The following is a 13,303-nucleotide window of genomic DNA, read 5'->3' as shown; positions in this document are numbered from 1 at the left end:
TTATCCCATTTTTTTCCTGCTCAGATTGTTAAAAAACGATATTGTATTTATACATTTGACTCGGTCAAGATTCATTTATCATCCTGGTAATGCGTTTGACGTACTTAGTAAATAGCATCTGAAGTAAAAAACAGCGTTATGTATAATTTTAAAAACGATTATTCCGAAGGGGCGCACCCCCGCATTTTAGATAAACTTATTGAAACAAATCTGATACAACAAGCCGGCTACGGCGAAGATGAATATGCTAAAGCAGCAAAAAGCATTTTGAAGAAAAAGATAGCGAACGAGCAAGCTGTTGTTTACTTTTTATCTGGCGGAACACAGACCAATCTACTTGTGCTATCCTTTCTCTTACGTATCCATGAAGCCGTAATTAGCGCAAAAACGGGGCACATATCGGCCAATGAAACTGGCGCTATCGAAGCAACTGGACACAAAGTCATTACTGTCGAAACACTTGATGGAAAACTAACGCCGAAGGATATTACAAAAACGTTAAAGGAACATGCACTGGCACCACATGTCGTAAAGCCAAGAATAGTGTATATTTCCAATTCGACTGAAATTGGCACGATCTATACGCTGACAGAATTGGAAGCACTTTATGTATGTTGTCAAGAACATCATCTTTTACTTTATCTGGATGGAGCTCGGTTGGGGCATGCTTTGATGGCTGAAAACAACGATCTAACACTGAAAGACATTGGAAATTATGCTGACGTATTCTATATTGGCGGGACGAAAAACGGTGCGCTTTTAGGTGAAGCCGTAGTGTTTAATAAACCCGAATTGGCACTGGATTTTGACTATGCAATCAAGCAGAAGGGCGCTTTGCTTGCCAAGGGCCGGGTTTTATCCATTCAGTTTCTCGAGCTCTTTAAAGATGATTTATATTTTGAACTAGCGCAAAAAGCAAATTCCTACGCTATGCGGATCGCTCAGGTGATCAAAGAAAAAGGCCATTCATTTTTGACAGACTCAACCACTAATCAAATTTTCCCGATTTTACCCAAATCTGTCATAGAGACATTGAGTCAGAAATACCAGTTTTATATTTGGAAGGAAATAGATAATGATTATGCTGCTATTCGCCTGATTACCTCCTGGGCCACCGACGAGGAGCAGGTTGCAAGTTTTATGGAGGCCATATTGAAATCTTAGTGATCCTGCCTCTAGGCTTATCAATCACTCCTAAATGAAAGCGTCCAATAGGTATGTTGTACCCATTGGACGCATCCGATAAAATGAAAAAAATTAGTCTTTAGGTTCCAACGCTTTCCAAACAACCGCTGCAACTGCAGCACCCACGAGCGGCGCAACGATAAATAACCATAGCTGAGACAAAGCTTGCCCCCCCCGCTAAAATGGCAGGACCAAATGAACGTGCTGGGTTAACGGATGTACCCGTTACAGGGATAGCAACGAGGTGGATTAATAGCAGTGTAAAACCGATTGCAAGTCCAGCCATTGTACTGTTACCTACTTTAGAGGTTGTCGCTAATATCACAAATAGAAAAAGAAACGTTAACACTGCTTCGATCAGAAAGGCAGAAGCAGTACCATACTCGTTTTGATAACCCTTTCCCCATCCGTTGGAGCCATAGGCCCATTCACCTGCAGTAAAGCCGGCCAGCTGTCCACTCAAAATCTGTTGAAGAACAAATGCTCCAAAAGTGCGCCAATAAATTGAGCAATGATATACACAATTGCATCCTTAGCAGACATTTTACCCGCCAATAATACACCAACCGTAACGGCAGGATTGATATGACAACCTGAGATTCTTCCGATCGCATAAGCAAAAACCACGACCGAAAGGCCGAAGGCAACTGCAATACCCAAAAGGCCAAGGCCAGAAAGTCCAGCTGTGGTATTGGCCCCTGCAATAGCGGCAGCTCCACAACCAAAAAGTACCAAACCAAATGTTCCAATTAGTTCGGCAACAAATTTTGAAGATGTTTTAATTTCCATATGAATCTGTTTATAACTTAGTTAACTCTAATTTAATCATTTTCCGTATTAAATTAAACCACTAAAAAATTTATTGTAGAACAATATCCACACACCATTAAAATCAGTTCTATAGATACATCTTCAACATCAGTTTATCCATATTTCATCACAGGCTATAAGCGCGTTCCGTTTCGGATGATACCTCCATTCAGGTAATTTTGCTAAGGGCTCAGCATAGACTCGAATGACCTTAACACGGTCGTTTATCAAAACTCGATAGCGAACCTTCTCCACTGTATAATCTTCCTCCTGAGATTCAAGTTTCCTCAGCAGCACATCTTGAAAATCTTCGCCATTTTGGGATACCGAAATGCGGACTTCCTTTGGTGAAAATATCCAATGTCGGGCATCCTTTAGAAAATTAAGCTCTATCGTATAGATGTGTTTTTCCTGTTCAAAATCAAACGTAATATCCATTGGCTCCCCATTCCATAGCAACCAGTTGTAGCTATAATCCATGTATCCTGGGACACTATCGGAGAGGGTTTCCAGACCATTGGCAGGGAAGGAAGGATCGAATGGATTTTTCAGTTTTATACTTGCTTGTGAAGCTTTGTTCATTCTGACTCCAGCATTGAATATTTCGCTCCACTCTTTTGCATAAGCATCAGGTGACGCCCCCCCTTCGGCAAGTTCTATTACCCCTAGCCTTTTGGCGTCTTTAATAAATTGAGTCACTTTACGGCTTACATTAGGCCTCACAACCCAATGTTCGCCGTCTTGCTCAAAGATACCATGCCGATGCGGACCATAGAACCGTGCTTGTTGCAAGTAGGTGTAATCCAAGCCTAAACCGACACGTCTAATACGCGATTCTAATAAAGGATTTCCTTCACTTGCAATTTCAGCTTTTTCTAACAATGTACTGTATTGATCCATAGCTTCGGGACTCAAAAAATCCTTTCTATTATCAATTGGATTTCCATAAATCGACAAAGCGGAGGACGCTCCAGGCAAGTGATTTCTTCGCAGATCGAGATATTTCTTAATAAATGGCGCTGCCTTACCATAATAGCCCTCAATAAATTCATCTGTCAATTGCTCTTCTGAACGACCATCTGTATCCCAGGCAAGGTTAGCCAAAATATAAGCATTTAACTCCGCCATATCACTATAGGTCGCTCCGCCACCTTGTAAGAATACCCCTTCTACCCCTTGTCCTTTCAAATATTGCATGCTTTTCTGCATCGTTCCTTGAATGGGGAACGGGGCAAGATAATTGGTAAACTGAGTCAAATAATCCCATACAAACACATGCTTCGCTTTTGATTTCCAAGCGCCCAATTGTCTACGGAAAGTTGTTGCAGAATATTCACTACTGATATCATTTTTCCGAAAAGCATCGATATTACTTAATATAACCGAAACATTATCTGCGACGCGAAGATGCGCTGGAGCATTAGCCGATTCGAGATACGCCAGCGTCGTAAATTTCTTGTCTGGAAATTTTCCTGCCACCCTATTCACAAAGTGAATCAAGGAGCCCTGTGCTCCTCCTTCGCGCTTATCAATGGCTTGGCAAAGATCGCAAGTACAGCTTCCAATGTCGTCATTGGCTGCTATGGACCAATAGATAGCCGTTGGATTTTCAAGCATCCTTTTCTTAAAGTAAGCGACTGTATGATTAAAAACTTCTTCATTGGAAAGACAGAGCTGATTCGGTTGACGCTTCCCATCATACAGCGCGTAATATTCCGGATGATCTTTAAAGTAAATCCATGGTGGCAATATTTTACTGAAGGTATGGCCCCAGTCCCCCCATCTATCTTCCAAATTATGTAGGCCATACCAGTCCATGTACTCCTGATCCAATTCCACAGGGAAATAAACTTCTCTAAACTGAAAATTAGGCTTTGAAAAGATTTTTAAATCGGCATCCACATATAACGCAGTACACTTTGGAACATCGGTATTTTCTTTACCTGTATACCACTTTCGCCCACCAATAACATCCCTGACATAACGGTACGCCGCAAATATTACACCTCTACCACTTCCCTTGATGTAAATATTTTTTCCGACAGCTTCAATCGAATAACTGTCTTCAGGGGACGCATTTGTTATTGGGCTTCTTTCCAAAATAATGGCATGTGTACCATCAACTTCAGCTTGTATTGCAAAATCTACACCTGTGCTTTCTTTTGTAAAGGTGTTTATCACCGCAGCAGCTTTTTGTACAACAGGATCATTTGCATCCGCCTGGATAACATAATCCGTTTTCCCATTGTCCACCAATACCATTCTTTCCTTACCCTGAACTATCGTTACCAAAGACAATAGACCTAACATAAACTTCCACATCATATTAAAAATATCTCCTTAATGATAGATTTAGATCATACTGGTTCATAAATCTATTTTCAGCAACTTTGTAATAGCTCCAACCGCCCATGAGTGTAAAACCCCAAGCATCTATGCGATGTTGCCAGCCTGCATTAATTGATCGGGATAAAAAATTGAAACGGTTGTTTAGGAATTGATAACGCGATGGATCATCTGGCGAAGTCCCCACATTACCGATTAGTGTGACATAGGAATCCGGTTTTTCACTGTTATAATAATGTCGGATCGCGAGGGAGTAGGCTTGGTTCCATCGTTGTTCATCACGTAACAAAAATCCCCTTAAATAGACAAAAGTTGGCCCAAAATATCGGCCTGCCGAAGCGACAAGTCCGTAATTATTTGTATTGTCATTTGCACGAACATACCTTCCTCCGAAATCGAAGAGCCACAATCCCGCTTCCCGATACAGGCTATAAGATGCGCGCCACGTTGGAAAAACACTGCCATCAGCCCAAGCTATCTGGTGATAGGCATATATATTTTTACTGTAGTTAAGCCAAGCATCCAAACCGACCTGATAACCTTTCTCACCACGTCTATTCCCGTAATTAAACTGTCCGATAAGTGTATTTTTCTCCCCTAATTTTTGGCCATATTCCAGACCTGAAATAAAGAAATGTCCATTTGGCCGATCTTGCGAACTTTGCATATGATTTGCTCCAACATAAAACTTATAAGGCATATTCTCGCGGTAAACTTTGGTCAAATGCTGATATTGTAAATTTTCCGGCATCTTCGCTACCAGCTGATTCATATAACCCAATGCCGTTGAATAATCTTTGTTTAGTGCGGCAATGTTTGCTAATTGTTCGGTAACAAAAATCGAACTGTCACCTCTGCTCCATAAAGTTTCGAAATCTGTCTTCGCTTTCCCGTATTCTCTATTCGTCATAAAAGCACTTGATCGCAGGTATAAGAAACGATTGTCTGCAGGATCGGCATGTTGTATACTGTCCGAATAAGCCAATGCTTGAAATACATCTCCCTTTTCGACGAAATTCCGTCCCCTTTTATACCAGATATCGATGCACGCATCACGGTCACGTGTTAACTTCCTATGTTCAAATTCGCTATACAACCTGATGATTTCAGCGTCCATCGGAAACCGTTTACGTGCGGATTGCCAGGTAATCGTTGCTTTTTCAGGCTGATTAGAAGACTCATATAGTGCAGCTAATGAAAGATACGCGTCTCTGTAGCTGGGCTCGCTCGAAACCACTGCTTCAAAATAGGGAATCGCCCAGTCGGCTCGCCCCATCTTCTGATAGCTCAATCCCAAGATATACCTAAAATCCGTGTATTTAGGATATTTTGATAATACGGTTTGGCTCAATGCAATGGATTCCCCCACTCTTCCTGCTCGCAGGTAGCCAGCGGCTTTTGGAACCAAGCTGTCAACGTCGTATGTTTTATTTTGCCAGTTAACCTGCGCATGTACAACTTGCGACAAAAATAGCAAACAAAAAATTAGCGCAGATAGGATTAATTTTTTCATTTTTCTACTTTTTAATGTGATCAGATGGCAAAGGAGTTAAGGTGCCTTTTCGCGTCATTTCCCCCCAGGCATGCTTTTTCCCAAAAAGTTCTTGGACATAGCCCTTAATCGAACTATAAACGATAATGGGATGATATACAAATGGTTCTATAAATGCGGTGAGGCATAACCTTATAATATCTTTTCGCCGTTTGTAATATTTATAGACATAATTGTCCAGTAAAATGGAAAAACTTGTCAGAAAGACCGAAAACATATAGACGAAGATCAATAAAAGAATAGCCATTGGCCAATTAATGCCATGTGTTAGGATGAGGTAGATATAAAAGAAAATACCTAAAATTTCCATAATAGGGGCAAAAAATTCGAAAATGGCATTGTATGGAAAAACGATGAGTCCAAACCTTTTGTACTTTGGATTAAAAAAGGCCTTACGATGTGTGCGCATAATTTGCATCAAACCCCGCGCCCAGCGTACACGTTGACGCGTTAACATCTTGAGGCTGTCAGGCCCCTCAGTCCAACAGAGCGTCTGCGGAATATACTTGACCTCGTATTTTTGGTTATTGTCACACATGGTCATACACATTCTGGTTACCATCTCCATATCCTCACCCAAGGAATTAGAATCATATCCGCCCGCAGCAATGAGAATCTCTTTATCAAACAATCCCAATCCCCCAGAAACATTGGGAATACAGTTGAGGTAATTCCAGCCCATTTTACCCAACAGGTATGATCGAATGTATTCCATTTCCTGAAAACGGGCCAATATGGGTTTGGGTAATGCAGCTTCCACCAACATACCGGAATCCACATAACTGGAGTTTGACATCCGTAGTGTTGCGCCCACAGCGATTACACGTTCCTTCGAATCCAGTACAGCTTCGATTAATTGAACGAGGGTATCATTAGCGAGCACACAATCCACATCGGTATTTAAAATATAAGGAAAGGAAGCTACATTAATTCCAGCATTTACCGCATCGGCCTTACTGCCCCCGTTTATTTTATCAACGATCGTTAGTCGTTTATGAGAGATGTCCCTGGATTTGTAGATTGCTTTAATCTCCTTACATGGCACCAAATAGTCAACCAAAAAGTCTACCTGGACCAGATCAAACTCTTTAATGAGCTTCTCCAATGTATCATCTTTACTGCCATCATTCACAATAACGACCTCGTATCTGGAGTAAAACAGTGTCATCAGCGAACGTACATTGTTCACGATTGTAACCGATTCATTATATGCTGGTGCGACAATACTTACCCCTGGAGCAATTTCAGACTCCATTAATGTCTGCACACGTCGGGAATTTCGCTTCCGAAGATTCTTCCGGATCGATATGGATGACATCCGAAACAACATGACGTATACAATCAACAGCAAGAGACAATAAAATCCGAAAACAAATTCTATTGAAAATATAAAATGTTTCATATGCAATACTTTTGTGTTATGGAACCAATACCTAGCAATCTATATATAGTGAACCATAGGGTGACTAACATAACGTATAAGCTTATAATCGTCCAAATTTTCAGCAGTTTCAATTTTACTTAAACTTGATGTACTGTAAGGCTTTTGCGCGAGCAGGGAACAATAAGCGTGTTTTCGTAGTGCCAATACTGTACTTTTATCGTTGAAGATATTCTCTAAAAGATCGATCGATTTGCCTTGACCAAGACGCCCCAATGCTTTTACAATCTCTATCTTGACATTTAAGGGCTGCTCGACGGTGTAAAAATCAACTAACCGACTTTCGCTATCTCTCGCCAGGAGTTTGCCCAATGAGTTGATCGCTTTGTGTAGCGTTTTAGCATCCTGAGCTGAAACGATGAGCTGCCATAATTTTTCTTCATCTAATTGCTGGTAATAGACCATGAGGTCCATCATAAGGCTATTGATTGAAAAAGATTGAGCGCCGTCGAGCCATTGAGAGAAGACGTAAGATCCCACATAATCGGTTGAGACAATTGTTTGATAGATATCAAGTGCATCCAGGTCAGTAATTCCTGCAATACCAGAAAAAACCTGATCGAAGGATATTTCACCCCGCACCTGCAAAAGATATTTAAAGGCCGCTACCCGAACTTCAATGCGTGGGCTACTCATCAGCTGCATCAAAACCGCATCCTGGATCTCGACCTTCATCAATGCTAAATCGGCCAAAGATCTTACCGTGGCTGCCACATGGTGGCTCTCGTGTCTTATTTCGTATTGGGCTTCTCTATCGAAGCCCAATTCATTAAATAAACTCCGCATATTTTTTCCTTTCTCTCCACCGATAGTAAAAATATATTCATGCAATATTTGACGGACCACTTTCTGAATGATCGGCTTATGAAGATCCAACGCTAGTTTATCCACCGGATAATGGCTATTCCTATTATCAATCAAAATGTGTTCATAGATAAAATCTCGCAATACAGGATATATTTTAGCATGATATAGGCGATACCGATAGTCACGATAATAAAAGATAGCAATACCGACAAGACAGCTTACCCAAAATAGAAAGCTCGACACAAGCGCTATCGTAACCAAAATTGGCCAACCCTCACCCTCAAAAAAGGATCGGATGCTATGAATCGTATGTTCTATTTTACTAAGCATGACCTATATTTAATCGTACACGGGATATCAGTTCAGACGGCGAAATAGGTTTTTTGATATAATCGTTGGCTCCTACTTCGAAACCTTCAACAATGCTGTTGTCATCTCGATAGCCTGAAATAATAATAACGGGCACCTGGTTATTCGTACTGCTTTTCCGAATGCGATCGATTATTTCGTAACCATTAGCAAAGGGTAATGCCAGGTCTGTTATGACCAAATCAATGGTTTCATCCGAAACCAGCGAAAGGGCTTCTTTACCGGACTTTGCCAGTAAGAGGTCATACCCTTCTCTTACAAGAACAAATTGCATTGTGCTCAATAGAATTTCATTATCTTCGATAACAAGAATTCTCTTTTTTTCGTTCTCCATAGCGGTAGATTTTTAGTTTTTCACGGTGAGACAAAGTTTCGAAAAAAAAAGAAAATGTCTTGTCGATTAACAACTACAGGTGGATTTAAATAATTTAAACGCAGGTTTTAAGGATTGTTATCTCTTAAAATGACAATATATTGACATAGCTTATTTCGTGTTTATTGTTAAACAACTAAACTAGTATGTAAAATTTCAACTTCTTCGATCAAGGAACGAATGATATCTGCAGTAGAAAGTTCACTGTAAGAATGTATCGATTGTCCGGTCCAAATGTTGATAAAATCAGCATTTCTATTTATCCTTGCTACTCTTCTTAATTCGCCTGTGAGTTTATTTTGATAAGGATAGGGCAAAATCTTTTGAGCGGCTTCTAAAGCTTCAATGAATTTATTTTTTATACCTCTGGCGTAGCGCCCTGAAAAGCTCCTCGTTAATACGATGTCTGATTCATTAACGCCTGAAAGACGCGCTTTTTCAAAGTCCAGGAGCGCGCTCTCCTTAGATTTGAGTAATAAACTACCCACCTGGAAGCCACTGGCACCTAAGAGCTTTGCAGCATGCAATGTACTAGCGTTGTATAAACCACCGGCATAAATAAGGGGAACATGGACATGCTCTTTTACCTGCGGTAGTAGTGAAAGTCCGCCAATCGCCGGTATTGGAGTCTCGTCAAAACTTCCGCGATGTCCCCCTGCTTCTAGTCCCTGTACACAGATGATGTCAATGTCAGATTCTTCCAAAGCGATTGCTTCTGCCACCGAGGTGCATGTACCAATAAGAGTAACATCATTGTCTTTCAATCGTTTTATACTTTCTGTATCCAAATTTCCAAACGTAAAACTCACAACTTTACACCGATGGGTGATGATTACGTCAATCTGTTCCCTGTAATCGGTCAAATGGATACTATCAAGCTCGGGTAAGGTTACTTTCAAGTCGTGCTGCGCGGCTAATTGCTCCACGAAAGTTTTTGTTTCACTATACTGTTTCCTTAAATCGAATGAAACCTTGGGAATATTATTGACAAAAATATTGACCTCGAAAGGCCGCTTTAGATTTTCGGCAGTCAAACGAATAAGTTCGCTGCAACGTTCTGGCGGCAGATCACCCAAAGATAACGAACCGAGCGCTCCAGCACGCGAGGCTGCAATGACCATTTCTGGTGTCGTAACACCAAACATTGGAGCTTGGATAATCGGATATTCAATACCTATTGATCTTGTGAGTTGATTTGACCACTGCATATCGGGACAATTTAATAGTCTTAAAATTTGTATAACGATCGATGTAATGCGTCTAATTTAGCTTATTTTTTGTTAAATGATGTGATAACAATTGGGAAACATCCTACAACGGAAGTTCCAAATAAGCTATTTATACTGTATATTTATGGTATTCTATTACGTAACAAACAATTTTATGAAAATCGCCTTCTTTTCGACTAAACCATACGACAAATTATTCTTTGAACAGGAAAACAGCGCTTACGGATTTCAGTTTAATTTTTTTGAAACGCATTTAGGTCCACATATTGTCAATGCTATTGAAGATGAGAAAGTGGTCTGCGCATTTGTCAATGATAAACTAAACCGACAAGTGATTGAAGTACTTGCTCAAAAAGGTGTCGAACTGATTGCATTACGCTGTGCTGGTTTTAACAATGTTGACCTGGAGGCGGCAAAGGAGTTTGGCATTCAGGTATGTCGGGTCCCGGCTTATTCCCCAGAAGCAGTTGCAGAGCATACAATGGCAATGTTATTGACATTGAATCGTAAAACCCATAAAGCCTATAACCGCGTAAGGGAGCAAAATTTTGCATTGAATGGCCTTTTAGGATTTAATCTTCACCAGAAAAAAATTGGCGTTATTGGAACGGGAAAAATTGGAAAGGCCTTTATCAAAATTGCATTGGGATTTGGGGCAGAAATAATTGCCTATGACTTATATCCCGATCAGCAGCTTACAACACAGGGTGTCAATTACAAATCATTGGATGAGCTCTTTAAAGAATCAGATATCATTTCACTTCATTGTCCCCTAACCTCCGAGAACCACTACCTCATCAATAGCGAGTCATTGGGGAAAATGAAAGACGGCGTTACTATTATTAATACAAGCAGAGGCAATCTGATCAACACCCAAGATGTCATTAAAGCACTCAAAGAACGAAAAATTGGTTTACTGGGTATTGATGTCTATGAACAAGAGGAAAAGTTGTTTTTTAAAGACTTATCGACAACAATTATTGAAGATGAAACAATACAATTATTGATGAGTTATCCGAATGTCTTAGTGACGGCACACCAAGCTTTTTTCACCACAGAAGCATTAACCGAAATTTCGCAAAGAACACTAAGGAGCATCTCAGACCTATCAACCAAAGGAATCACTGACGCCGAGGTCATGCTTTAACAAGATTTCCCATCAAATTTATTTTGAGGTAGCGCTATTAGCAATGTTGTGGCTAAATGCACCTTTTAAAGAAACAGAATGGATGCAAACTGTTGTATCATCGGTACAATTGTCTCATTAGGCATCAGCAAAAATGAGTAGCGAAAGGGAATATAAACTAAATGCCTATCCCCTTTCGCGTTTGTAATCACACCACCACTCATCAAGTCTTTCAATGACCGGCAGTAAAGTTTTACCTAATTCGCTAAGTTTATACTCCACACGTGGTGGAGATTCAGCATAAATCTGTCTACATAAAATACCATCACGTTCGAGCTCACGGAGTTGAACGGTCAAGGTCGTTTGCGCCAGATCTTCCATTTCTCGCCGTAGTTCTCCAAATCTTTTGGGGCATTGTTTGGCAACAGCCTTAATGAGCAAAACTTTCCATTTTCCGCCAATTATCTTAAAAATTCCGTTGACATCACAACAGGCTCCAAAATTTTCACTTTTTTTTTCCTTCATAATCTCCTCATACTGACCATTAGTTCATAAAAACATACCAAGTACATCATTTATAACTACTTGATTGCAAAAAATATCCAAACTATTTTTAATCGTAAAATTATTAAAAACTTTCTATATGCGCTTTCAAATTAAGGATCTACTTCATATTTTCCTCCTTTCAACGGGTATATTTCTTTTCGTCATCGATCTTTTTATCATTAATGTTTCTCTTCCCACGGTTCAACATGCGATACATCTACGCAATAGTGATACGCAATGGATCATAATACTATATATCATTGGTTACACAAGTCTTCTAATCAATTCAGGGAATGCCGGAAATCATTATGGAAAGAAGAAATTATATTTAATTGGCATGGCTGGTTTTACAGTAGCCTCTCTTTTATGTGGCTTAGCCGATAATCTTTACATTTTATTGGCCGGAAGATTGATCCAAGGGATTAGTTCTGGATTGATGGTTCCACAGGGTATCGCATTGATCACCTTACGTTTTGAAAATCCCGAGAAGAGATCAATGGCATTGGGTATTTATGGGAGTATAGCAGGCATCGCTTCTGTCATCGGTCAATTATTGGGAGGAATACTTCCCGACCAGACCTGGATACATGAAAGCTGGCGTCTTATCTTTTTAATTAATGTTCCCATTGGGGTGGTCGCCTGCTTTGCTGTCTATCGTTATACAGCTAACGATCAAGTCTACGTTAAATCCGCTGTTTCTTTTAAACCAATGGTAACATTATTTACGCTTTTAATGGGAATAATTTTTCCATTAATCATGGGGCCTGACTTGAAATGGCCAATATGGTCACTGCTGGTCCTGGGAACAACGCTTGTTTTTGTCCAGCTATTTCTAAAAAAACAGCGTAAATTAGAAAAGATGGGCTATCCTAGCGTACTCAATTTCACCTTATTCAATAATCGGGTTTTCAATTTGGGTCTGCTGGCCGCATTAGCCTACTATATGGTACAGGACGCTTATTTTATCATAAATTCCAATTACCTTCAAAATCAAAAGAATTATACAGCAACAATGACCGGAATTGCCTTTGTTTATCAAGGTATAGGTTATGTATTGGCAAGCGTTATGGTCAGCAAGTTGATACAGCGTCATGGAAAAATTGTGGTGCTTTATGGATTAGGCATCATGATTTTGGGATTGGTTGCACATCTTTTCATTTTTAATAGGATGCTTTTAAATAACTACCAGATACATACCCTGTTCTTTTTATACGGCATTGGTTGCGGTAGTGTGCTACCTGCATTAATGACTCTTGCCTTAAAAGACCTCAATGAAAAATTAATTTCAGTCGGATCTGCCATCTATCTTACGGTACAACAACTATCAATATGCCTGGGAATCACATTTATCGTCGGTGTATTTCTACATCAAAAAGAAAATAAATTTTTCATTTGGCAGCATATTTCATCAGCTTATGGCTACTCGATCGCACTATCGGTCATATTGCTCTTATTTGTCCTAGGTTTTATAGCTTATTTACCTTCACAAAAGGTAAAATAGCAGGTAATTTGTATAGGG

General features: G+C 40.0%; 12 protein-coding genes. 3 read left to right on the top strand and 9 right to left on the bottom strand.

Annotated features, from left to right (window positions below; translation table 11 throughout):
* The first annotated feature begins 138 nt into the window (after positions 1–138).
* On the top strand, positions 139–1,164 hold the full coding sequence (locus tag B3H30_RS10820) for a threonine aldolase family protein (protein WP_070563890.1): 1,026 nt from the start codon (positions 139–141) through the stop codon (positions 1,162–1,164).
* A gap of 100 nt (positions 1,165–1,264) precedes the next feature.
* On the opposite strand, the gene B3H30_RS24755 is transcribed toward B3H30_RS10820, so the two are convergent.
* The 8 genes from B3H30_RS24755 to B3H30_RS10785 form a co-directional block, all read right to left on the bottom strand.
* Entirely contained in the window at positions 1,265–1,648 is a 384-nt protein-coding gene (locus B3H30_RS24755) for an aquaporin (protein WP_349682246.1), read from the bottom strand.
* A complete protein-coding gene (locus B3H30_RS24750) occupies positions 1,645–1,974 on the bottom strand; it encodes an aquaporin (protein WP_312129143.1) in 330 nt (109 codons plus the stop codon). Before B3H30_RS24750 ends, B3H30_RS24755 begins: the two co-directional genes overlap by 4 nt.
* Positions 1,975–2,103: 129 nt before the next feature.
* A complete protein-coding gene (locus tag B3H30_RS10810; RefSeq protein WP_070563887.1) occupies positions 2,104–4,320 on the bottom strand; it encodes a DUF4838 domain-containing protein in 2,217 nt (738 codons plus the stop codon).
* Between the two features lies 1 nt (position 4,321).
* On the bottom strand, positions 4,322–5,854 hold the full coding sequence (locus tag B3H30_RS10805; protein ID WP_070563884.1) for a YaiO family outer membrane beta-barrel protein: 1,533 nt from the start codon (positions 5,852–5,854) through the stop codon (positions 4,322–4,324).
* 4 nt (positions 5,855–5,858) lie between these two features.
* Complete coding sequence (locus tag B3H30_RS10800) at positions 5,859–7,295, bottom strand: glycosyltransferase family 2 protein (RefSeq protein WP_046673521.1); 1,437 nt, start codon at positions 7,293–7,295, stop codon at positions 5,859–5,861.
* Between the two features lie 39 nt (positions 7,296–7,334).
* Positions 7,335–8,471 carry a HEAT repeat domain-containing protein gene (locus B3H30_RS10795; RefSeq protein ID WP_070563881.1) on the bottom strand — a complete coding sequence of 379 codons (1,137 nt, stop codon included), beginning with the start codon at positions 8,469–8,471 and terminating at the stop codon, positions 7,335–7,337.
* Complete coding sequence (locus B3H30_RS10790; protein WP_070563878.1) at positions 8,464–8,844, bottom strand: response regulator; 381 nt, start codon at positions 8,842–8,844, stop codon at positions 8,464–8,466. Before B3H30_RS10790 ends, B3H30_RS10795 begins: the two co-directional genes overlap by 8 nt.
* Positions 8,845–9,011: 167 nt before the next feature.
* On the bottom strand, positions 9,012–10,091 hold the full coding sequence (locus tag B3H30_RS10785) for an NAD(P)H-dependent flavin oxidoreductase (RefSeq protein WP_201639186.1): 1,080 nt from the start codon (positions 10,089–10,091) through the stop codon (positions 9,012–9,014).
* Positions 10,092–10,266: 175 nt separating this feature from the next.
* On the opposite strand from B3H30_RS10785, the gene B3H30_RS10780 reads away from it, so the two are divergent.
* Positions 10,267–11,259 (top strand): 2-hydroxyacid dehydrogenase, encoded by a 993-nt coding sequence (locus tag B3H30_RS10780; RefSeq protein ID WP_046673609.1) that lies wholly within the window; start codon positions 10,267–10,269, stop codon positions 11,257–11,259.
* Positions 11,260–11,424: 165 nt separating this feature from the next.
* Here B3H30_RS10780 and B3H30_RS10775 read toward each other — a convergent pair whose 3' ends face one another.
* Positions 11,425–11,763, bottom strand: coding sequence for a winged helix-turn-helix transcriptional regulator (locus tag B3H30_RS10775; RefSeq protein WP_112375470.1), 339 nt, complete (start codon positions 11,761–11,763; stop codon positions 11,425–11,427).
* Positions 11,764–11,881: 118 nt separating this feature from the next.
* Here B3H30_RS10775 and B3H30_RS10770 point away from each other — a divergent pair, with 118 nt between their 5' ends.
* Positions 11,882–13,285 (top strand): MFS transporter, encoded by a 1,404-nt coding sequence (locus B3H30_RS10770; RefSeq protein ID WP_070563872.1) that lies wholly within the window; start codon positions 11,882–11,884, stop codon positions 13,283–13,285.
* The last annotated feature ends 18 nt before the right edge of the window (positions 13,286–13,303 follow it).

Origin of the sequence: Sphingobacterium sp. UBA7038 (assembly GCF_002494055.1) — a bacterium.
Taxonomy (GTDB): Bacteria; Bacteroidota; Bacteroidia; order Sphingobacteriales; family Sphingobacteriaceae; genus Sphingobacterium; species Sphingobacterium multivorum.
The sequence above is the reverse complement of the archived record's forward strand: the minus strand, read 5'-3'. Positions and strand labels throughout refer to the sequence as shown.